We start from the raw sequence: 22,536 nt of genomic DNA, 5'->3' as shown, positions 1-22,536 counted from the left end.
TCCGGTCGCTATTGATTAGAAGCCGAGGCTTCATCACTCTTCACACAGTCAATGGCAACCACAATCGCAATGATGATGGCCTCCAGCTCCTCATTCAACACCTCCACACTGTAGCTGTCCCCCCAGGTGAACCACTTTTTGCTGACTTCCCCCACAACGGCTCCGCGCTGCAAGACCTGGAAATCCATGTCCCACCAGTTCCCATGCACTTCAATATCCGCCGATTCTATCGAATAGCGCGCCTTGAAGAACGACAGTTCCTTCTTGATCGTGAGCACCTCACGGCCGTCTGCTTCCACGAAGAACTTGGGCAGGAAGCTGAACACCTTCTTCGTAATCTGCGCAACTTCCCTGCCGCCCGCATTCAGAATCGAGAACGTCTTGGGAATCTGCATGAAGCTGCCCTCCACGTAATAGACATCCCGCTCCTGCTGATCCTTCACCGTGAACTTCTCGCCCAGACTGAATACCTTCTGCTTGATATAGAGCTGCTTCATTTCGGCCTCCTCCGGTGTCATTGAATAATATGATTCTGATTGAACTAATTATATCAACAACCCTGCCCAATAAAAAAGCCGAATGGATCATTCTCATCCACTCAGCTCATAGCATTATCTCAATATAATTTGTATGCTATCAATTCCCATTCATCCCCGGACTATTGGAGTGCCGTTCGAACTTGACTGCATCCGCCCGCGTATAAATCATATCGGCAGGCAGCGTGGGCGGATCTACTGTAGTCGGAGTTACCCTGGTTAACCGGACATATTCGCTGCCGTCTCCAGTGAAATCGAACGTCCCCAGATTAACCCATCCCGACGGGCCGGCAGTTGCATCCATATACGTGACTTCGGTAACCGACTGATGCTTCACTTCCACTTTGACATGATTATCGTTGGCCGTCGTATGGACGAGCTTGTAGATAGAGACCGTATATCTCCCTTCCGGGAACTGGCCTTTCCACTTTGCGGATGACCCTTGAACGGTAGAGTAACGGGACTTCACACCAATTTTGTATCCGGCTAAATTACTCTGGCTCCAAGACCCTTCTGTCGTGTATAATCCGGTCGTATCCGTGCTGTCAACAATCACCGTTAAGTCCCTGACCGCAATTGTCAAAGGCGGTGTAGTTAAGGTTACCCCGTCCACCGTTACAGTGGCCCATACCTCAATGTGATCCGTCACCCCGTCCAGACTTAGAAGGGTTAACACACCGCTGCTGTCCACTTCAGCCAGATCGGTTCGATCCACGAAATACTGCACATTTGCCTGCGACAGATCACCTGTCAGACCATTATCCAAATAACCGGTTACGCTTAAGTGTGCGGTTTGAGTCATCTGCAGTTCGTCCCGGTCTGACTGGATCACCGCAGACTCCAACTGTGGCATATGGTTCGGGTCCACCCACATCATCGCATCGGCAACAACCCGTGACTTGTTGGCCTTGTTGGTTAATTCAACATATCCGCTGTCACCTGCTGCAAAAGGATAATCCCCCAGATGCACCCAAGTCCCGTTGGCCGTTGTCTCATCCACGGTAACCGTCTCGGAGCCTCCGTTATAATTAACGGTGAATGTGGCATTCGTTGCCCAATTTTCACTTGCAGCGGTGATTTGCGGAAGCTTGTAATACACACTGTAAGTAACACTCTCCGGCAGCCCAGGCCGCCATTTCATTCTGCTGGTCGCTGTGCCGCTAGCCGATTTGGCGTACACATAGTTATCGTAGTAATAGTCGTTAGCCGTTGTATCCCGTATCCAGACCCCTTCGGTCTCCGCCTCTGTGTTATCCACAATGATAGAGGAGCCCGCCTGCCATTCCGGTTGAACGGGAGTCTCAGTGACATGGCCGGGCAGATAGAGTGTCCGCTTGCGGGTCTGCTTCCCGTCCGACTCCACATAATAAGTGAAGGTTTGGGATAAATCGCTTACCCGTACCGACCATTCCATCGGATAGATCGTATCCGGAACGGTGGTATACGTAACCCCGCCATCTAAGGAATAATGGATCGTCGCAGGTTTAGTCGTTTTGGCCTGCACATAAGCATCATAGGCCGTTTCGTCGGGCTTGACGAGCAGCATCCCTTTAACCGCATCTATTGGACTGTGGGTATCGAAGAAATAGCTTGCATCTGACGAATCAGCAGTTCTGACCTGGTGCAGAGGCACATCAATGTTGAGTCCTTCCACAATGATCGCGGTGATTCCCTTGCTTGACACCGTGGCTTGAATAATTCCTCCGCTCATAACGGCTTGCTCTGGTGTGCCATTGTCGCGGATGATCGTGACGGTGTAATCCTGTGCCGGGTCGAACCCGATGATTTGCGCATTCAGTTCAATAGGAGTCTGAACTTCAGCCGACGATTCGTTGCTTAACCCGATGTAGAATTTATCCCCGCTCTCTCCCGTTATCCAGTTCAATTGAGGATGGTTGGTCTTAATAATCCCCTTGGGCATCCAGAGCCAGACGCCGGAATTCCCGTAAAATTGTCCTGGTTTATTACCATACAGATGATATTTGAACCATAAAAAATTAGTCTCAAATATAGAAGGAAAGGTAATGCTTCCATTGGATTTCAACGATTGTTCGCTGATCAAATAATCCATCGTTTGCCCGAGCTGTCCCGGTATATGATGATAATAGATGGATGTAGCTCCGCTTGGGCCTTCCAGAGGAAACTCCGGTTCAAGTTGGCTGACGGCGAACCCTTTATAGTAATACCCCGGATAACTGGAATACCGGCCAATAACCGCATTATGAGCGATGTCCCGCAGCAGGGTATCCCCTGTATAGAGCGACAATCTCAGCATGAAGGGAGCTTCCTGAGCATTCATCCGGTAATAGCCCGTTGTGCTTCCTGCTTCAAACGTCAATCCACTCTGAGAGACCAGCCGTTTATCCGCTTGTACGCCTCCGGCTACATCCTCCGGGAGCTTGAGCCGGGGGTATTGAAATTTACCGCTGTCCGGCCAATGGAACGACTCCGCGTAATTATACGTTTCCGGCTGCGGAATTGTAACCGTCCCCTCAGGAACCGGACGGGCAACGAACATCGTTGCATACCGCTTGGCTTCCTTATAAGCAGCATTCAAGTATTTGGGATCATTCGTTTCTTCGTAGAGCTCCAGGATCTCCATCCACAGCTTGCTGTAATAATAGATGAACTCATTCTTACTCACATTAACAGATGCAGGCGTATCAATATGCTGCAGGATATAGCTGTCGGCTGCATCCTTGGCAGCCTGTAGATACTGCGCATCTCCCGTCATACGATACTTCATCAGGGGCTGAATGACAGGCCCCCGGTCTTTCTGGTCAGGATCACGCACGAGATACTCTTCCTGTGCCAGCGCCCCAATCCCCGCCGAAGTCCCCATCATCTGATGCACAGCGGCTATACTTGAATAATCAAACGGCAAGGTTGCCATTTTCCATAACGACGGCACACCGTAGACTGGTTTCTTCGTCGGAGACCAGCCTATCCCATTCCGCGATAAGCCATACTGGACGGACGGCAATGCTCTCGTATCGTATAGCTGGTCATCCCCAGTCAGATAATAAGCCCCCAGTAGAACCGCATTCGAGCTGGTGCGCACGCTATCCTCGTTCTCGATGTCAATGAAGCCCTTGGCCCGGCTCCACCACCCGCTGGGTGACGGGACAAAATTCACAGAGTCGTCCCCTTGTGGCTCTATCTTAAGTAAATCAATCATATTGAACATCGCGTCCGTAAGTGACTGTTCTCCGACATTTTCCCGGTAAGCCGAATAACCGTACTCACTGCGGAGAATATCCCCGTAAGCCTCATATAGGCTGCTGGTCTGAGCGATTAGCCCCATATGAAACTGATAGGTGCTCTCCGCAGTCATTTGCGAATAGTCTCCCAGTTGAGGCGCATACAGGATCGGCTGCACGCTGCCTTCGTTGTTGACAAGACTCATGCCAAGCCGTTGCTTGGAGACGCCTCCCGCCGGTTCAAATTCCACAGGCAGCTCCTCCGACGGTACAAATACGCCATACGACAAAGGGTTGCCCAAGCCATCGTTCTTTTCAACCAGACTCATCGGTGCGCTCAGCTCCCTTAAGCTTGTTGATTCCACCGAACCTGCCATTTTGGCATGGGACCTGAAGCCATTCAACACTTCGTTGACGTCAGAAAGTTGCTCTGTGGTAAAAGACTGATAGCCGATCACATAATTGCCGTCCCGGCGGGGGGTGAAGTCGTAGGAAACATCCGGCTTATCGCCTGCCATGGACCAGTTCACTTGTAAATCGTAATCGCTTCCATGTGCGGAATCGGTTAATACCGCTGTGTGGCTGTCAGGGAAGCTGATCCCGTCGAAGGTAATCCAGCGTTTGTTCATCGTATCGTAGTAATTGGTTCGGCTCCCCGCATTCCCTTCCAGTAATACCCACTGCTCTTCCAGTCTTTCGGCCACATCATTGACAGGTATCCAGTTCCCCGTATCCGTGTTCTTGTAGAACAGATCACGGACGATGGATTTGCCGCCATCCCAGACTGCTTCATAGAAGGTCGCCCTATAGCCGGCATTCTCGATGCTGCCTTTCTCCGTGTAACTGAGATTCGGCAATGTGCGGCTGCGCAGCGGAGGCAACGGAGGGGCCTGCTGCCGGATATCCCCTTCAAACTTGACCGCATCGGCCCGCGTAATGATCTTGCCCGTCGTAGGCTGCGTCCGGGTCAGTCTGACAAATTCGCTATCCTCACCGCTGAATTCATAGGACCCCAGGTCCACCCATCCGGTTGCCGGACCCGACGAGGGCCTCAGATCCATAAACATGACATCTGTAATCCCATTGTGAACAATTTCGATTTTGACATTACTGTCCGCTTTATCCGCCCAGTTAAGCTTGTTGAACGAAATCTTAGCTGTTCCTGCTTCCAATCGCGGATTCCAGGTGATGCTTCGATTTACGGCATCGGTGAATTGGGAGCTGGAATTATTATATCCCTTCACTCCTGTGCTTGTACTCCAATAAAGAGCGGAGTATCCGTTATTCGCGTTATTCACATCTGGGGTGAGCACACCATCGACCGTGAGGCTTCCATCATCAATGATGATGGTCTTATACGGTAAGGTATCCGCATAAGCGGTCCTTATGCCGTCCAGGCTGAAAGGAACTAATATCATCACGATGAACACAATTAAGATAAGCAGCTTCCTTTGTATCACACCAATCACAGCCTCTCTTAAGTTGATAACGCTTCCATAACCAAAATTATAATGGCGGCTGCACCAGTAACAGCTTCCCGAGCCGGATCACCGTTTGATCATACCAATCGGGATGTTGCCGGACATGCTCCATACTCCGTTCATTGCCGCATGCCTCGAACACTGCCATTTTGTCTGTCTTCTCATGATCGACTTCGAAGCGAACCGTATGTTTCCCGTTCGGCAGCTCCGGCAAGAATACATACTGATTCCGGTTATGATCGTTGTATGGTGTGAACCGGTCCACTATAAATGGTTCTCCCCCATCCACCGACACCTTCAATCTGCCCGAATCAGGCCCCCCGATATCGAATAACCCGATCCGGGTTCCCGCGAACTGCACCGTGATCGCCTCTCCAGGATCGGCTGCCCGCCATAGGCCGGGGAACAGCCAACTGTACTCGCGTACTAGAGCAGACTCCTCTGGCGTTACGTAAGACCATCCTGCGGTGATAATAGGATCAGGAAGGCTATCCAGTGACAGCATGGTCGCATACTCCCAAGAGTTACCCGGAACCAGCGGATTCTGAGGTAAGTGATGGACTAATCTTCCCGGCTGATCTTGAAGCTCTCTAATGCTCTCAAAGGACCGGGTAATCGTATCCGTGTAAATCCGGTGTCCTTCGGGAATGGTCGGATGGATCGAATCATGTGTAAAAACAATGGCCCCGGGAATGGATACGTCTTCGCTTGAGGTGAACACGAGTTGTCCCTCCGACACCAATTGACTGACCGCTACGCCCAGATGAATCGAAGGAATGCCATAATAGTCAGCCACCTCCTCTTGCATTAGAGCCCCCTTCTGGTATTCCCCGGACTGGAATAAGGGCACATCCCGCTCCTTGAGCGTATACACGAACAGGATATCGGTAAACCGGCTCCGCTTGCGGATCTGACGGACAATTCCTTCGATCCGCGCCTTGGATTCGGGGTCTCCGCCATCGTTACCGACAAATTCAACAAATACCAGATCCGGCCGGTGACGAAGTACATCTGACTCCGCACGGGCACAGCCCAGATCCGATCCTGTCCCGTTAATGCCTGCATTCACTGTGCGGATATCCGCCTTAGGATATTGCTCACGGAGCCAATCCGCCGTCATGACCCTGTATCCTTCAGAACGCGTATTGCTGCCGCCGAAATAGACAATGGTTACGGTATCCCCATTCTCCAGCTTCTGAATGACATTCGGGAGCCCTCTTCGAGGGAATACTTCCTTCATCTCGACTTCACCTGACCTCACTTATCGTTTTTAGGAGCAAAGCATTTCACAGCAAACACTTCAAAATATGGCGAGCCATACGTTGCATAGAAGTCAAAGCGGACCCGGGCTACCTCTTTCACCTCCACCTTATGTTTGTTCAAGGTGAGATAGTTCCCGCGGATTATGAGGGTCCTCTCGCTTCCGTCTTCAAGGGTTACGGTCATATCATAATCTTGAATAAGGGACTCGATCGGATCGTCGAAATGCTCTAAATTCAGCTGTGAATTGAACACCAGATGGATTTCGTCTATATTTTTGGGGCTGGCAAAATTAAACTCCAGCCATTCCGGTCCTTCCGTTCGTTCAGAAATCCAGCTGTTCGGCTGGCCATAAGGCCTGGAGAAGCCGTTGACGACACTCCCGGGAGTATACATATCCTGGGCTGGCAACAGATCCTTGAAGCAAATGCTCTTATTGAGTTTCTTCAGTCTGGACGGCTCTTCCGGTCTATAATAGAAGCTGACCGCACCAGTCATTTTCTCTTCATTGCCGTATACGGCAAGGCTCGCCGTACCTTCCAGTACGATATAGATTTTGTCGTCAGCCGGTTTCTTGCAGCCGAGGTCCAGCGTAATCCAGCCGTCATGACCGGCTGCAACAGCCAAGCGGTAGTCTTTCAACTCACTAACGGGAATATAATTTTCCTTCCGTTCCCCGCCGAACAGCTTCACATGCAATGTTTCGGCATGCCCGGATCTATTTTTAATTTTGATCTGTACGCTTTCAGCCGCAGAGGTCTGAATCGGCAGGACCAGACATAGCCCGGTCTCCAGGGACATCTCTTCGGCTGGATGAAGATTGTCATAGCTGCGCTGAGATGAAGCACGAATCGTTAATCCGTCAACGAAGTAAGGGTCCAATTCCTCTTGAAGGCCTACAATCGTCTGCCCGTCCCGGAGCAGCAACGCCTGCAGCTCTCCCATATGGTCCCGGGCTATGGCCGCAGGGTCTGTCTCATATTTGCGGCATAACGAAGCAGCCGTTCCCACCGCCTGCCCCATACAACCGCAGGTGGCCATGACCCTTGTCGATCCAAATGCCACATGGGTAGCACTTATATTGCGGCCGGCGAACATGAGATTAGGAATATTGCGTGAATATAAACTGCGGAAAGGGATATTGTATAGTCCCGGCACGAAATTCCAGGCCGTAGCCGGCCCCTCATCGTAGACACCCTTATTCGCATGTAAATCCATATACCATCCGCCGACAGATACAGCATCTTCGAAATGCGGCTTTGCGGTAAGATCATTCTGGGACAGCATGTGATCCCCTATGAACCGTCTTGACTCCCGCTTTCCCGGAATCGGGCATACATAATCCAGGATAAGATTGTCTACCTCATCAAATTCCCCGCTGTTTTTGATATAATCCCATATCCCGTACACCAGTTTCCGCAGTTCCAATGCGATGTCTTCATTATTCTTGATCGTATCCAGATGCCCGCCGTATTCCAGCCACCATAATCCGCCAAGTCCGTTGATTTTTCGGGGTAACGCCCGGTGGTTTAAGCCTTTGCGGATGCTGTCGAAGAAGGCCAGCTTCGTAATATCATAGGCAAAGCCGGGCCTTGTGAATGGAACGGGATATTCTACGTCACGGGCCTGGAACAGGATCGTATCGCCCATGGTGTACAGGTCCGCCGCTTCAGGCGCCAAATCTTCCTTGTATTCATGCTTCGCTTCTCTACCCCGGCGGAAATCCGCACCTGCCTGATACCCGACAACTCCATCACCGGAGCAGTCAATATAGGTTCGGCTTTCAAACCGGAATTTCCGTTCGGAAGCCAATTGCAGGCCCTCCACCCATTTAATTCTGCCGTTCTCCATGCCCGTATCATGCACGCATGTATTCAGAAACAGAGAAATGTTAGACTCCGCATACACCATGTCGAGCAAGACCATATCCGAGAGTGAAAGCATCAGCTTCTTGTTGTACAACGGATTATAGTGAAAAATCTTCAGCTTGAGCTCTTCCACCAATCCGCCCTCGCGTGCATAATAGGATGGACTGTTTCCGAGATAGGCCGACCCGTTGATATGCACCCTGACCTCACTGCTGGCATTCCCCCCAAGCACCGGCCGGTCATTAATCAGTGCGACCTGCAGCCCTTGGCGTGCAGCGGCAACGGCCGCGCAGATCCCGGCAATCCCTCCGCCTACTACGGTTACATCTGCTTTGATAAGCTCCATTTTGATAACCTCCATGATTAGATCCTTCTCTCATGGTAAGCTTTTTGAGGAGCTTTTTTTTACAGGATTTCGCGAAAAAATTATACAATTGTTGCAAGGTTATCCGGATTCATACCTGGTCATTTTTATCCGGTATTGCTTAGGCGTATCTCCCGTATATTCTTTAAATAATTTACAAAAATAACCTTCGTTCACAATCCCGACTTCCTCGCACAATTCCAGTATTGAATAATCCTGAACATTTAACAGCTCGAGCGCCAGTTGTATTTTTTTACGGTTGATGTAGCTGATAACGCCTTCATTGATTGTTTTTTTGAATAAGCTGCTAAAATACGATGGAGCTAAGTTCACTTCCTCGGCAATCATCTCCAGCGTTAATCTCTGTTTCAGGTTTTGCTCTATAAACCGTATGGCACTCATGATTTCTACACGATGTACCAGCTGGCCGGCGTGTACATATTCGTAGGTGAAGTCGCCAATATAGGCAAGCTGCTCCTGAAAAGACATACATTCTATGGGAAACTCCGCTACTTCCGTGGTCAGCTTATTCCCTGATTTAAATTTCACAGTAATGTCTCTGTACAAGTCCCGCAGCATAGGCGCCATGATGGACTTATGGATTTTATGCTCCGTAACCCATTGGTTCAGCTCAGCAAATGCCTGCTCCAGCTCTTCCTTGGAGACCTTTCGTTTCACCCCGGCAAGAAATTCGGCCAGCTTCTGCTGACATTCTTCCTTTCTGTCATTCTGGTACTGGAAGCGATGCATCGGTGTTTTTACTGCTTTCTCTGTATGGTAATAGAAATCATCACTCACATGATGTGCTTCCGTGTAAGCTTGTTTGATCGATTCCCAGCCCCGGTGCGGACCTCCAAAAGCGACAGATACTCTTACATTCAAATATTGGTGCAAATGAGAGACGATCTGCCCCCCTAAGGCCTGGCAATCATATTCCGTTTCCAGATCACTGCGGTTATTCTCCCAGGACAGAAAGCCAATAAAACGGTTATCCGATAGATCCGCTGCTACACCACTGCCGCCATTCATCACCGTTTCTTCGATAATATTCGTAATCGCATATCTCAGGATATTTTGATCAGATGCTGAATACGCATTCCGGAAGCTTTCATACCTGTTCATTTCGACAATGAAGCAGCGGTAGTGGGCTTGAAAGAAATGGAACTGCATGCGGTTGGCAAAATCCGATGCCCGGTGAGAAGGAATTTCGCCTCTGATAAGCTCGTTAAAAAATTGCTTGCGGACTCTATATTTATTCTCAAGCACGGATACATTTAACGATTGAAATTCCGCTTCTTTTTGCTTAACCTCATTCAAAATTCCGGCGGCCTTATCTAACGCCCGGTTCAAATCCGCTTCCCTGAGCGGAACCTTAACAATGTATTCCAATACATTCGCTTGAATGGCTCGCTGGGCGTATTCAAAGGAAGAATAAGCGGTCAAAAGAATGAACTGGGTACGGGGAAGTATGGGCTTAAGCTGCTCGATCATGGAAATTCCATCCATGCGCGGCATAACGATATCAGAGATCACGATATCCGGCTTAAGCTTGACGATCTCCTCTATCCCCTCCTGCCCATTTTTCGCTTTTCCCACCAAATGAAATCGTCTGTCTCTTAGGGAGAGCTCGTGGAAAAACAATTCCAGTCTCTGAAGGATTAGATCTTCATCGTCAACAATGAAGCAGGTATAGTCGCTCACCGTTATGCATCTCCTTTATACAAGCCTGCCGGGAATAAGGCCTGAACACGGGTAATTTCCTTAGGTCTGCTTATGATTTGGAGTCCGAACTCTTCTCCGTAGTGCAGTCTGATGCGGCCATGAATATTGTTTAATCCGATTCTTTTCCTTTTCACTTCCACATCACCTGGTTCTGAGACCAGAATATGCTGTATGGTATCTGCAGGAATCCCCTCGCCCTGATCAACGACTTCTATGATGACCATGCCGCGCTCTCTGTACGCATGAATAGTAATAGGGCCTTCGATTCCCCCTCCGTTATAACCATGGAAGATGCTATTCTCCACAAGCGGCTGCAGCAGCATCCGAAAGACAGGAAAGTCGATTAACCCTGCTTCGATATCTTCAATCAATTGGAAGTTTCGGTTATAGCGGATGTTCTGGATGGCGATATAGTCCGATACATTCTGCAATTCCTGACGCAGGGAGACCTTCTCCGAAGCGTCAGCTATCCCATATTCCAGGATTGAAATCAGAGACTCGATCACCACATCCACTTTCTCTATTTGTCCGAGCCGGATGACATTGCTGATCGAACCAAGCGTGTTATACAGAAAATGAGGGTTGATTTGAGACTGCAGCACTTGAATTTCCAGCTTGCGTTCAAGTTCATGATGAAGCTCTGCTCCCCGGATCAGCTCCACAATCTGCTGTAGCATACGATCGAATGCCCGGGAGAGATCTCCAAATTCATCGTTTCGGTTAATCGTTATAGTTGTTGTCAGGAGGCCTTGCTCCACCCGCTTCATTTTTGTTTTGAGTGCGTGGAGCGGGGTCCTTATATATTTGGCAATAACGAAGGATACGAACAGGCTTAAGAGAAAACCTGCCGCTAGAAGCTCAATATAATAAGTTTCCAATCTGGACAAAGCCGCTTTCAAGCGTGATTCATCGTTGATCGAGAGGATGGTCCAGTTGAATTTTTCCGTCGGCTTTTTGAGAAGGGAGACCTGAGTCCCCTCCTTGGTAAGCAGGTGAAGGCTGGTTTCTGCTGTATCCAGAATCTGTTCCGCTGACGTTTCACCGATGGAGAAAGTATGGTCCTGAACATTCAGGGGGCCTTTATTCTCCGAGAATCCGGCAATGATTTTTCCCGAGGCGGTGATTAGAGCCAAGTTCATTTGTTCTTTTCTGTTAATCTTGAACAGGGTTTCCTCAATGGCATTCAGATCCAAGTCTACCGCAATGGCGATAGGAAACGGGGTGCCGTTCAAATACCGGACCATGGTAACCGTCCAGCCGGAATATTTAGATTTGTAAGGGTCGCTGACAAAAGTAGTCCTTCTGTTCTTGTCAGCCGCAGCAAACAAGGGCTCTCTTTCAGCCAAAGGTTCATCGAATATCCGGGTAGCCGTACTTCCGCCCAGAATGGATAGATCGCTTTTGATCAAATAGATATTACTGACGTAATTACTGTTAAGCTCATACAGCTCTCTTAACTGCTTTTTAATCACTTCCGTATTCTCAATGTTGGCTTTCACCGAGGATTCGACTGAGAACAGGATCGTCTGGAAGGAGGAGAAGTTAACTGTGAAATACTGGTCTATCTTGTCAAGAATTTGGTTGGTGTAATACACATCCGTGGTTCTTATTTCCTTTTGGACATAGCGGTAAGACAGCTGGCTGATCAAGAGGATACAGCTTAATACGAAGGCAAACACGATCATAAATAATTTTAAAGGCAGGCTGATTCTTCTTCGCATCGATCATCTTCCTTCTACATCGGTTTTGAACAAATCATAGCATAAGACAATAAAGAGAGGGCTAAGGATAGCCGCTCTCTTCGTTATGTTTTACTTAATCAAGCCTGCTTCTTTAAATTGTTTGATTACAGATTCCTTATATCTCTGCATATCAAACTTGGTCTCCAACGTATCGAGGAACTGGTCCCAGTTCGAAAGAGGTTCTTTGCCGGTCATAAATTTGACCAGACTTTCATTAATGTAACGCTGGCGGTCGGCTGCCAATGAATCGTTCGGGTCTTCAGTCAGTAAATTCCCGGGCAACGTAGCCGCCACGTATTTCTGATTGTTCTCAAAAGCTTCTGCCGTCTTGGGATTCTGGAAGCTGAAGTACTCTGCATCATCCCCGCGGCGCGGCATTCTATAATGATCGACCCAGAGGTACTTTTCCTTCACGTCCTTCGATAATTCGGAGGTTTTATTCTTAATCTTGCCGTCCACTACATCCCAATGAATCCCTTTGATCCCGTAGGCGAAATTCGGATAGGCTTCCTTGTCCGTAAAGAAATAATTCAGCAGGGACAAGATCCGGATGATTTTATCTTTATCCGCTTTTTTGGAGATGGCCCATGAATTGCCCTGGAACGATTTTCTCTCGACAATCTGATCCCCATAAGGACCTGTCATTGGAGGAATAACGATCCATTCCGGCACCTCTCCGCTGATTTCTTTCATTTTCTGCTGATAATCCGGTTCAAGCCTGCGGGCGTCTCTGATCATGAAGCCGACTTTGCCCTTAAATAGCTTTTGGTCCAGCAAATCGGGCGTATTCATCGTCACCCAGTCGGGATCTACAACCTTGGCCTCCATCATTTTATGGATATAAGCGAGCGCTTCTTTCATTTTGGGATCGGTGAACAGGAACACCGGTTCATTGTCCTTCACATCAATGGCTGAGGGAGGATTAACGCCGAACATCCACATCAGACTATCGAAGCCGTAGGTTTGCAGATTGCCTTCTTTATTCATACCGCCGATGAATCCGTACGTGTCGTTCTTGCCGTTACCGTCCGGGTCCTTCTCTGTAAAGGCTTTCATAACTTCAAATAGCTCGTCAGGGGTCGTTGGCACTTCCATATTCAGCTTTGTCAGCCAGTCCTGGCGGATGAAGTAGCTTCGGCTGATCCCGTTTACATTATCATAACCTGGAACCCCAATGGTTTTGCCTTGATAGGACATCGCCTCCCAGGAGTCGCTGCTGAAACGTTTCTGCAATTCCGGAAATTGATCCAGATACGGTGTCAGATCCGCAAGCACGCCTTGATCATAATATTGCGCGAGATCCGCCCGGCTTTTCAAAAAAATCAGATCAGGAATATCTCCGCCGGCAATGAGCGTATTTAATTTAGTCGTTGCTTGCCCCGATTGAGGAATCATCATGTCGAGGTCGATATTTACTGCTTCCTCCAGCATTTGGCGCTGGATATCTTCTTCACGGGGAGGAATCGGAGCAGCAGCATTGAACGTGCCCTGGTTAAACATCGAGATTTTCAATTTGGTCTGAAAGGGACCTGACGGGTCTTGGGATTGACCTGGAGCTGCCGACGTATCTTCTTGTTGTTCCCCGCATCCTGACAATACCGTTCCCATACCCACTATTGCTGTCAGAATAGCCAATGTAATGACTTTACGTTCCATATTGACCTCTCCTTTGCTTCTATATTATCACGGTTTCCCCGTAACAACTCAGGTTGGAATGCTTTTTAACCTTTAACCGACCCCAAGAGCACACCTTTGGTGAAATGCTTTTGCATAAAGGGGTACACGATCAGAATCGGAACCGTAGTTACCACAACAGCGGCCATTTGCACTGCGAACGTACTAACGGCTCCGGAATTGGCCAGCGAATCAGCACTTTGTGTGGCGACGTTAAGCAGGATGTTGCGCAAGATCACTTGAAGCGGCATTAGGTTCGAATCATTGATATACACAATAGCATCGAAGTAACTGTTCCAATGACCAACAGCGTAGAATAAGGAAATGGTGGACAGGACGGGCAAGGACAGGGGCAAAATGATCCGCCATAACGACTGAAGCTCGCTTGCACCGTCTACCCTTGCGGATTCCTCGATTTCAGCAGGCAATTGCTCGAAAAACCCTTTAATGATCACCAAATTAAATGCACTAATGAGCTGTGGAATAATCAATACCCACGGGCTGTTCAGCAATCCCATAGAGCGGATTAACAGATAAGTCGGAATTAATCCTCCCCCAAACATCATGGTAAAGACAATGAATAGTAAGAATGGGCTTCGCCCCGGCAAATATTTTTTGGATAAAGGATACGCAGCGATTACCGTAAAAAACACATTAAGTAAAGTACCGGCAATCGTTCGGAACAAGGTGATTTTATACGCCTGCCCGATCCCATGAGATAGGAATACCTCTTTATAGGCGAGGAAGGTAAAGGTTTCCGGGATAATCACAATCCCTCTTCTTAGCACTTCCGATTCCGGGGTCACTGAGACAGCAACCACATACAGAAAGGGTAATAGGCACAGCAGGGACACCACTATCAGAATACAATAAACGACGGCTTGCCAGACTTTTTCCCCGATTGTCATATGGATCATTTGGATCACCCCCTCACCAGATTTGCCCATCGAATTTCTTGGCCAGCTTATTCGCCGCCAGCACTAGAACAAATCCGATGACCGCTTTGAACAATCCCACAGCCGTAGCCAGGCCAATCTTAAGCCGCTCCAGCCCTTCCCGGTATACCCAGGTATCGATAATGTCGATCTTCTCCTGATTAAAGCTGTTGGCAAACATGAAGATTTGGTCAAAACCGGCATCCAGAATATGGCTTAATTTGAGAATCAGCATCAGAATCATCACTCCCCGAATGCCGGGTAATGTTACATGCCATAGCTGTCTCCATTTGGAAGCGCCATCCATTCTAGCCGCTTCATATAAGCTTGGATCAATTCCCGCTAATGCGGCGAGGTACAATATTGCGCCCCAGCCAATATCCTTCCATATTTCAGATAAGATGATCAGCAGTCTGCCCCAGGCAGGTTCCGTCAGGAAGGAGATGGGTTCAACCCCGGCTTCCTTCAGAATCATGTTAAACAGACCATCTCCGGGGGCTAATAAAGCCACCATCATCCCATAGACAATGACCCATGACAGAAAATGCGGCAAATACGTGATCGTTTGGACGATTTTCTTAAACCATTGGGTATACACTTCATTCAGCAGCAACGCCAGAATAATAGGAGCCGAGAAACCGAACAACAGCTTATACAGCGAGATGATAATCGTGTTTCTCATGATGTCCCAGAAATACACGCCGTTCATAAAATCCGTGAAATTCCTAAATCCCACCCACGGGCTATCCCATAGCCCCAAAGCCAGGTTATAGTTCTTAAAAGCAATAATGATTCCCGCCATCGGAATGTATTTGAATACGGCAAAGTACACCAATGCCGGGAACAGGAGAGCGTACATCACTTTATACTTTTTGATCGTCCTTATCCATGAGTTCCTCCTTTTGGAGAGGGGAATGGCGTCAGATGCCAGCTTCGCTTGCATTTCATCACCTCGTCTTTATTTATAGTTGTATAGTAGCACCCCCCACCCGGATAAATTTCTGTGATTTCAAGAATTTCTTATAAGATATTAAGTAATGGCTGGACACCCCTTGTTTTGGAGTTGGATGGACGTTTGCACTCGGTGAGGACGCTCCGCGAACGACACGTTGTTCCAATCGCTGTGCTCTCCAGATTTTTTTCATTCCCCTTAGCGGTGAAAATCCGGAGACCAAGGCGACCACTATCGCTTTTCCACAATCATTTCGTTCTCTCCGCTGTTTAAGCGGGAAATGGACACAATATTCCGGAAAGATTGAGAACTGGGCGTACGACGAAGCCGAGGATCGCTGGACATGCCCGGCAGGACAAACGCTGTATTTCTTCAAAGAGAGCAAGGAAATTTTAGAGAGCGGATACGAAATTCGGAAGCGTCATTACCGAAGTCAGAACTGCGAAGGATGTCCGCTAAAAGTAAGCTGTACGAAGGCAAGCGGAAATCGGGAAGTTGTGGTGAGTTTGGAACGCTTACGGAGCCGGAAAGCGTATTTGGACAACTGAAGAACAACCGGGGCTTCCGGCGTTTTCTGCTTCGCGGTATCGAAAAAGTGACGCTCGAGGTCGGTTGGCTTTCACTTGCCCATAATGTATTAAAACAAGCTGCAAATGACCAAAAACGCAGAGCAGCGATTCTCCAATAACGGGAGAATCGCTGCTTTTTGAGTTTTAAGCTTTTGAAGATAGAGGCCTGGCTCCGTTAGGTTACTTTTGGGACAGCCCCTCCAAGTAAACGCAGCGTGAGGATTCGAGTGTTGCCGGCTACAGGCCAGCCTACAGCTCTCCAATCATTTGCTGCTCAATCTGCTTCATACGGTACAAATAACCCTCTTGTTCCATGAGCTCCACATATGAACCTGCTTCGATCACCCTGCCCTGCTCCATGACGATAATCCTGTCCATACCTTCCAGGCCGGTCAGCCGGTGGCAAATGAGCAGTAAGGTATCTCCGGCGGACTGTTCGTAGAGGTGGGTTAACACGCGCTCTTCCGTTACATAATCCAGTGAAGATGTAGGTTCATCCAGCAGCCATAACCGCCCTTTGCGCAGCATAACCCGGGCCAGAGCCAGACGCTGCTTCTCGCCGTCGGACAGGTTCTCTCCTTTTTCGAATACGGCATCGGTTAAGGCCACATCCGGCAGTTGGGCCTTAGCTAGAGCTTCTAACAATGCCTCGTCCGGCTGTTCTTCTCCATTCAGCAGCAGGTTATCACGGATCGTTCCGCGGAAGAAATGGCTTTGCTGCAATACGACGTTAGCGGATTCCCATATGCTTGTCTCATCCAGCTCCTGTAACGAAACGCCGTTCATACGGATATCCCCGGCTATAGGCGTGCGCAGCTTGAGCAGCAGATCGACCAGAGTTGATTTGCCGGACCCGCTCGGTCCGACCACTGCTGTTCTGGAGCCGGCCGGGAGGTGCAGCGACACCTCTGTCAGCGCGGGCCGCCACTCGTCTTCATACTGGAACGTAACGCCGGACAGCTCTACCGAGACAGTATCTCCTGCTGGCAGGCTGCGGCCCGGCTGCACAGGGGAATTACCGGCAGTCAATACGGTTTCGGTCAGCCTGGCGGCCGCGTGCTCGCTGTCTTGCTTATAGGCAGGCAAAGTTGCCATAGCCGCGGCTTCTTCGAACACCGTCTGTGAAGCCATGACCAGCATGGCTAGAAATACGCCGGCCAGCGCACCTTCCATAATGAGATAGGCACCCAGCGTCAGTACACCCCAGGAAATCAAAAAGGTTACAAAAGTGTGCATTGCCTGTCCGCGCAGCAGATGGCCTGCCGCACGCTGCTGCTCTGCTGTCAGTGCGGCAGAAGCCGCCTGGAGCTGCTGTTCCCGCTGTGGTAATTGCCCGTACACCTTCAGATCGCGGAAGCCGTACAAGACCTCGGTCACTTCCGTGGACAGCAGCGCCCGCTGCTTACGGACGCGGCCATGTATCGACCGCTGGCCCAGCAATACGATTCCCGGTACCGCCCATGCTGTAAGCAGCATTCCTGCTACAAACATGCAGGCCATCCAGAATGAATAAGAAGCACTGAACACCATCGTTGCCAGAAAGACCGTGATGACGATAACCGGCGGATAAGCGACACGCAAGAAATAATTCTGCAGGCTCTCTACATCTCCGACAATCCGCGCCAGCAGATCTCCGCTGCGGTTCTTGTTCAATATACCGGGCGTTAACGGGATCAGCCTGGCAAAAAAGCCTGTGCGCAAACGGCTAAGCATGGAAAAGGTTGCTCTGTGCGAATACAGGCGTTCCCCGTAACGGCTTGCAGCCCGGAGCAGACCCAGCAGCTTGACCAGCGCGGTAAGTACGATCAGGGTATAGAGCGGCGGCATAAAGACCGTTTGTGAGATCAGATACCCGCTCGCGGAGAAGAGGGCCACACCGGCTGCACCGGCAATAAACCCTCCCAGAATCGACAGGAGAATATCCTTACGCTCTGCTATCATGGCCTTGGACAAAATCGCCAGCTCATTCATGCTGATCCTCCTTTTCGCTGAATATCAACCATCTCGGCGTATTGAGGCACACGTTCAAGGAGCTCGCCGTGATGTCCTGCCGCCGCTAATACTCCATGGTCCATATACAAAATGTTATCCGCTTGCCGGATCGTATATAACCGGTGTGCGACTGTGATCATCGTGGCATTTTTGGCCAGCTCGGTTATGGAGCTTTGCAGAATTTGTTCGGTCTGCAAATCGAGCCCTACCGTAGGCTCATCGAACAAGATCAGGGCCGGACGTTTCAAGAATGCCCGCGCTAGAGCAAGGCGCTGCTTCTCCCCTCCCGACAGTCCCCTGCCGCCTTCCCCGACATGGGTATCTAACCCCTGCTCCAGCCCGGCAACCAGCGGTGCAAGTCCCGCTTCCTCTGCAGCCTGCCAGATTTCTTCCCTGGGGACCTTACGTCCGGCACCGATGGCAATATTGTCAGCGAAGGTGCCTGCAAAAATATAAGGATGCTGTGTAATGTAGCTGACCTGCTCAAACCACGAGTCTTCCTCCCACTCTGACAGCGGGCTTCCGTTCACCAGCACGGTCCCTGATACGGGCTTCAGAAGCCCGGCAATGAGATGGAGCAAGGTCGTTTTGCCCGAACCGCTGTGGCCGACAATGGCAACATGCTCTCCCGCTCTTATGGAGACGGGCCCGGCCTTAAGCTCAAATGAACCGGGTGCATAGTGGAAATGTACATCATCCATCTCAATGGATGGCGGCATCCGGAGCAGCTTGGCTGAGGGCTGCTGGCCCCCTTCCGGCTGTGTGCCTGAGTCGCCGCCTATTTCCGCAAGCATCTGCTCCACCTTACGGACCGCACCCATACTGGTCCGCCCGCTGTGAAAAGCGGTTCCTGTATTCTTGAGCAGGTTAAAAAACTCGGGAACAAGCAGCAGAACCAGAAAGGCCGTGTGGAACGGCATGGATTTGAATACAAGCAGCTGAATCGCCAATTCAAGGGCAACAATCCCGATGCTCAGCATGACGATGGATTCCAGCATAAAAGTATTCGTAAAGGCAACCTTCAATATATCCATTGTAGCGTCACGGTACCCCAGGCTGCTGCGCTCAATCTGCTGCTGCTGGCGGCGGGACTGTCCAAATATTTTCAAGGTCACCAGCCCTTGAAGCGAATCCAGGAAGGTACCGGAGAATTCTGCAAGCTGCGCATACTTTTCTTCGGATTTATTCTTCGTCTGCAGTCCCACCAGAACCATAAACAGCGGGATGAACGGTGCCGTAAACAGCAGAATGAAGCCGGTATTAGCATGCAGGATAAACGTGACCACCAAAATCAGAACCGGGATGATCGCTGCTTCGGCCATCCGCGGCATGTAATGACTGAAGTAACTGTCCGCCTCGTCCACTGCATCCAGCGCTACACTGACCTTTCCCCCCGTCTGACCCCGCAGCGTTGAAGGCATCGAAGCCTGTGTAAGCTTCTGCAGCACGGCTGAACGCATATTTGCCTTAGCGGCAGCCGCCATACTCAGGCCTACTCTTCCATTTCCGTATAACAGCAACGTGCGGATCGCCATCACTGACAGCAGAAGCGCGAGCAGCAAAGCAACCGAGCATAAGGAAGCCTTCTCCACGAATACCCGCTGGACGGCTTCAGCCAGCAACCCGGCCTGACTTACAATCGCAATACCAAGCATGAGCGATAGGATGGTCAGCATAACAAGTCGTTTCCGTTGCCCTGACATTTGCTCAGCGATCAGGCTTGTTGTCTTATTCATTTATTTCTTTCCTTTCACATAATCTGCGTCAAAGAGGAACAGCTTGAACACCAGAATCAGGGAAGGAACCAGCATACACATGCCGCCGATGAACACAATAACCAGCGCCAGGCCCATTGCCGGTGAAGTGATGCTGTTCTCGATCGTAATGAACGGGTCCAGAATATAAGGATACTGCCCGATTCCGTAAGCGAAGAAGGCGCATAGAAATTGCAGCATGATGCTTATGAACGCCAAGCCGTAACGGCGTCCGCTGTAGAGCAGCCACATGGCAAACATGAAGAAAGCAACGGAGAGCGCAAGCAGCCACCATAAATCCATCATATTTTGAAAATGCCGCTCATTGTGCTGGCCCAAATAAATAAAGGCCGTCAGTGCGGTAACAATGGTCGGGGTGCTCCAGAACAGCGCATAGGTACGCATAAGCTTCAGCGCGGAGTGATCCTCTGCCCGGGAAGCATAAAAGGCCAAAAAGGAGGCGCTGATGAACAACACGGATACAATCGCCAAGCCTACAATGCTCCAGGATAACGGGTTGGTAAACAAGGCCCAGTAATCCAGAGATACGGTCTCGCCCTGCTTAAAGATAAAGCCGCCTTCCGACAGGGTGAGCGCCACGGACAAGGATGCAGGAATCAGCAGCCCCGAAGCGCCGTAGAGAAACAGATATACGATGTTATTTTTGGAGCCGTAATTCTCAAACGCATAGAACGAACCGCGGATCGCGATGAGGATTAATGCTATGCTTCCCGGAACAAGCAGCGCCGAGCCGTAATAATAAGCGGTATCCGGGAAGAAGCCGATAAGTCCAATGTAAAAAAAGACGAAAAATACATTGGTAATCTCCCAGACAGGCGATAAGTAGCGGGAGATCAAACGGTTAATCAGATGATCCTGCTTCGTCAGCCGGGCATAAAAGGCAAAGAACCCGGCTCCAAAATCAATGGAGGCCACGATTAAATAGCCGTATAAAAACAGCCAGAGCACTGAAATTCCAATCAGCTCATAACTCATTGTGTGTGCTCACCCCTTACTGTTGATTTGTCGCCGGGATGCTGATTCCACTTCTCCATCTCGGTTTCTGCCGGATTGTCCTTGAACATGCGCCGCAGCACAAGAACACAAACAGTACCTAACAGGATGTACAGCAACAGGAAAGCAAAAAACAGGATTCTCACGCTCGGTGAAGTCGTAGCCGCCTCTTCGACACGCATGTACCCCCTTAAGATCCAGGGCTGCCGTCCGATTTCCGCGTAAAACCAGCCTAGCTCGACTCCCAAGAAAGCAAGCGGTGCCCCTAATGCGATCGCGCGAAGCAGCCATTTGTTATGCTCATTGCGTTTTTTCCAGAATACAAACAGGAAATACAGGAATGAAATGCCTAATAGGGCGAACCCTATACCGACCATCAGATCGAACAAATAATGAACCAGGAGCGGCGGCCGCTCATCCGCAGGGAATTCATTCAGACCGGTCACCTCTGCATTGAAATCGCCGAAGGCGAGGAAGCTGAGAAATTTGGGAATGTGAAGTGCGCCCAGAACCTCATGCTCTGCGTTAAGCCATCCCAGCAGAATCAAATCTGCTCCGCTTTCCGTTTCAAAATGCCACTCTGCCGCAGCCAGCTTTTCCGGCTGATGCTCAGCCAAAAATTTCGCAGACGTATCCCCAGCCAGAGCATTCAGCAGTCCAAACACCATCACCACGGCCATCATCAGCTTCAGCGCTTTTTTATGGTATTCCGAGGCACCCTTCCTCAGGAGTGCAAACGCGGCTATGCCCGCCAGCAGTGCGGCCCCAGTCAGATAGGCTGAGCTTAAGACATGGAACACCTTGGAGAACGTCGCTGTATTCAGCATCGCCTCCACCGGATTCACAGCTGTGAATTGCCCTCCCGCCATCGCAAAGCCCTCGGGCTGATTCATGAACCCGTTTACGGTCGTGATAAACACAGCGGACATCCCGGCACCGGCCACAATCGGGATCGTAAGGAGCCAGTGGATATAAGGTTTTTTGAACCGGTCCCATGTGTACAGGTAAATGCCCAGGAAGATCGCCTCAAAAAAGAAAGCAAACACTTCCATAAATAACGGGAGCGCAATCACGTTACCGGCCAGCTTCATGAAATTCGGCCAGATTAAGGCCAGCTGCAGCGAAATCGCCGTACCTGTCACCACGCCTACTGCAACAGAAATGACAAACCCGCGGGCCCATCTCTTGGCCATCAGCGTGTAGTGAGGGTCTTTTTTGCGTATTCCCATGAATTCGGCGATAGCGATCATCAGCGGAATCCCGACGCCAATTGTTGCGAATATAACGTGGAACCCCAGTGTCAAGCCTGTCACCAGTCTGCTCCACAGCACGGTATCGATGCCCATTACGTTAGTGCCTCCTTATTAAAATCGTAGATATTTTCAATTATTATATCTTTAATTTTAAGTATATCGATTACGGTCACCTTTTTGCCTTCAAACGTTCATGAAAGCATCAACTCTTTCTTACATC

Annotated in this window: 15 protein-coding genes; 2 read left to right on the top strand and 13 right to left on the bottom strand. The window is 49.8% G+C overall.

What is annotated here, in order from left to right:
* Positions 1-8: 8 nt before the first annotated feature.
* The 9 genes from MHH28_RS01705 to MHH28_RS01665 all read right to left on the bottom strand — a co-directional run bounded on the left by MHH28_RS01705 (position 9) and on the right by MHH28_RS01665 (position 15,725).
* Positions 9-497, bottom strand: a complete 489-nt coding sequence (locus MHH28_RS01705) for an LURP-one-related/scramblase family protein (protein WP_405110913.1) — start codon at positions 495-497, stop codon at positions 9-11.
* A 139-nt stretch (positions 498-636) separates the two neighbouring features.
* Positions 637-5,157: a hypothetical protein gene (locus tag MHH28_RS01700; protein WP_405110911.1), complete on the bottom strand. Its 4,521-nt coding sequence runs from the start codon at positions 5,155-5,157 to the stop codon at positions 637-639.
* A gap of 85 nt (positions 5,158-5,242) precedes the next feature.
* A complete protein-coding gene (locus MHH28_RS01695) occupies positions 5,243-6,457 on the bottom strand; it encodes a GDSL-type esterase/lipase family protein (protein ID WP_405110908.1) in 1,215 nt (404 codons plus the stop codon).
* A 17-nt stretch (positions 6,458-6,474) separates the two neighbouring features.
* On the bottom strand, positions 6,475-8,691 hold the full coding sequence (locus tag MHH28_RS01690; protein ID WP_405110905.1) for an FAD-dependent oxidoreductase: 2,217 nt from the start codon (positions 8,689-8,691) through the stop codon (positions 6,475-6,477).
* Between the two features lie 99 nt (positions 8,692-8,790).
* Positions 8,791-10,410: a response regulator gene (locus MHH28_RS01685; RefSeq protein ID WP_405110902.1), complete on the bottom strand. Its 1,620-nt coding sequence runs from the start codon at positions 10,408-10,410 to the stop codon at positions 8,791-8,793.
* Between the two features lie 2 nt (positions 10,411-10,412).
* Positions 10,413-12,152 carry a histidine kinase gene (locus MHH28_RS01680; protein ID WP_405110899.1) on the bottom strand — a complete coding sequence of 580 codons (1,740 nt, stop codon included), beginning with the start codon at positions 12,150-12,152 and terminating at the stop codon, positions 10,413-10,415.
* A 90-nt stretch (positions 12,153-12,242) separates the two neighbouring features.
* Positions 12,243-13,829: an extracellular solute-binding protein gene (locus MHH28_RS01675; protein ID WP_405110897.1), complete on the bottom strand. Its 1,587-nt coding sequence runs from the start codon at positions 13,827-13,829 to the stop codon at positions 12,243-12,245.
* A 65-nt stretch (positions 13,830-13,894) separates the two neighbouring features.
* Positions 13,895-14,764, bottom strand: coding sequence for a carbohydrate ABC transporter permease (locus MHH28_RS01670; protein ID WP_405110894.1), 870 nt, complete (start codon positions 14,762-14,764; stop codon positions 13,895-13,897).
* Positions 14,765-14,777: 13 nt separating this feature from the next.
* The gene (locus MHH28_RS01665; RefSeq protein ID WP_405110892.1) at positions 14,778-15,725 is read right to left on the bottom strand and encodes an ABC transporter permease; all 948 of its coding nucleotides are present in this window, start codon (positions 15,723-15,725) and stop codon (positions 14,778-14,780) included.
* Positions 15,726-15,823: 98 nt separating this feature from the next.
* Here MHH28_RS01665 and MHH28_RS01660 point away from each other — a divergent pair, with 98 nt between their 5' ends.
* Together MHH28_RS01660 and MHH28_RS01655 are read left to right on the top strand one after the other, a co-directional pair.
* On the top strand, positions 15,824-16,282 hold the full coding sequence (locus tag MHH28_RS01660) for a transposase (RefSeq protein WP_405116789.1): 459 nt from the start codon (positions 15,824-15,826) through the stop codon (positions 16,280-16,282).
* Positions 16,183-16,422, top strand: a complete 240-nt coding sequence (locus MHH28_RS01655) for a transposase (RefSeq protein WP_405110889.1) — start codon at positions 16,183-16,185, stop codon at positions 16,420-16,422. Before MHH28_RS01660 ends, MHH28_RS01655 begins: the two co-directional genes overlap by 100 nt.
* A gap of 130 nt (positions 16,423-16,552) precedes the next feature.
* On the opposite strand, the gene cydC is transcribed toward MHH28_RS01655, so the two are convergent.
* From cydC to MHH28_RS01635, 4 genes are read right to left on the bottom strand one after another with little or no spacing between them, the layout of a single operon-like run.
* The gene (gene cydC / locus MHH28_RS01650; protein WP_405110886.1) at positions 16,553-18,274 is read right to left on the bottom strand and encodes a thiol reductant ABC exporter subunit CydC; all 1,722 of its coding nucleotides are present in this window, start codon (positions 18,272-18,274) and stop codon (positions 16,553-16,555) included.
* Positions 18,271-20,031, bottom strand: a complete 1,761-nt coding sequence (gene cydD / locus MHH28_RS01645; protein WP_405110884.1) for a thiol reductant ABC exporter subunit CydD — start codon at positions 20,029-20,031, stop codon at positions 18,271-18,273. The genes cydC and cydD overlap by 4 nt, the downstream gene beginning before the upstream one ends.
* Positions 20,032-21,045, bottom strand: coding sequence for a cytochrome d ubiquinol oxidase subunit II (locus MHH28_RS01640; protein ID WP_405110881.1), 1,014 nt, complete (start codon positions 21,043-21,045; stop codon positions 20,032-20,034).
* Complete coding sequence (locus tag MHH28_RS01635) at positions 21,042-22,409, bottom strand: cytochrome ubiquinol oxidase subunit I (RefSeq protein ID WP_405110879.1); 1,368 nt, start codon at positions 22,407-22,409, stop codon at positions 21,042-21,044. Before MHH28_RS01635 ends, MHH28_RS01640 begins: the two co-directional genes overlap by 4 nt.
* Between the last annotated feature and the right edge of the window lie 127 nt (positions 22,410-22,536).

It is taken from the genome of Paenibacillus sp. FSL K6-1217, from assembly GCF_045040735.1.
In the GTDB taxonomy this organism is placed as follows: domain Bacteria; phylum Bacillota; class Bacilli; order Paenibacillales; family Paenibacillaceae; genus Paenibacillus_AQ.
The sequence above is the reverse complement of the archived record's forward strand: the minus strand, read 5'-3'. Positions and strand labels throughout refer to the sequence as shown.

What these genes read in the sequence shown, in the direction of transcription:
- cydD (WP_405110884.1), bottom strand. Translation starts at nt 20,031, where the DNA reads ATGAATAAGACAACAAGCCTGATCGCTGAGCAAATGTCAGGGCAACGG.
- MHH28_RS01665 (WP_405110892.1), bottom strand. Translation starts at nt 15,725, where the DNA reads ATGCAAGCGAAGCTGGCATCTGACGCCATTCCCCTCTCCAAAAGGAGG.
- MHH28_RS01655 (WP_405110889.1), top strand. Translation starts at nt 16,183, where the DNA reads ATGTCCGCTAAAAGTAAGCTGTACGAAGGCAAGCGGAAATCGGGAAGT.
- MHH28_RS01670 (WP_405110894.1), bottom strand. Translation starts at nt 14,764, where the DNA reads ATGATCCATATGACAATCGGGGAAAAAGTCTGGCAAGCCGTCGTTTAT.
- MHH28_RS01640 (WP_405110881.1), bottom strand. Translation starts at nt 21,045, where the DNA reads ATGAGTTATGAGCTGATTGGAATTTCAGTGCTCTGGCTGTTTTTATAC.
- MHH28_RS01675 (WP_405110897.1), bottom strand. Translation starts at nt 13,829, where the DNA reads ATGGAACGTAAAGTCATTACATTGGCTATTCTGACAGCAATAGTGGGT.
- cydC (WP_405110886.1), bottom strand. Translation starts at nt 18,274, where the DNA reads ATGAATGAGCTGGCGATTTTGTCCAAGGCCATGATAGCAGAGCGTAAG.
- MHH28_RS01695 (WP_405110908.1), bottom strand. Translation starts at nt 6,457, where the DNA reads ATGAAGGAAGTATTCCCTCGAAGAGGGCTCCCGAATGTCATTCAGAAG.
- MHH28_RS01680 (WP_405110899.1), bottom strand. Translation starts at nt 12,152, where the DNA reads ATGCGAAGAAGAATCAGCCTGCCTTTAAAATTATTTATGATCGTGTTT.
- MHH28_RS01635 (WP_405110879.1), bottom strand. Translation starts at nt 22,409, where the DNA reads ATGGGCATCGATACCGTGCTGTGGAGCAGACTGGTGACAGGCTTGACA.
- MHH28_RS01705 (WP_405110913.1), bottom strand. Translation starts at nt 497, where the DNA reads ATGAAGCAGCTCTATATCAAGCAGAAGGTATTCAGTCTGGGCGAGAAG.
- MHH28_RS01690 (WP_405110905.1), bottom strand. Translation starts at nt 8,691, where the DNA reads ATGGAGCTTATCAAAGCAGATGTAACCGTAGTAGGCGGAGGGATTGCC.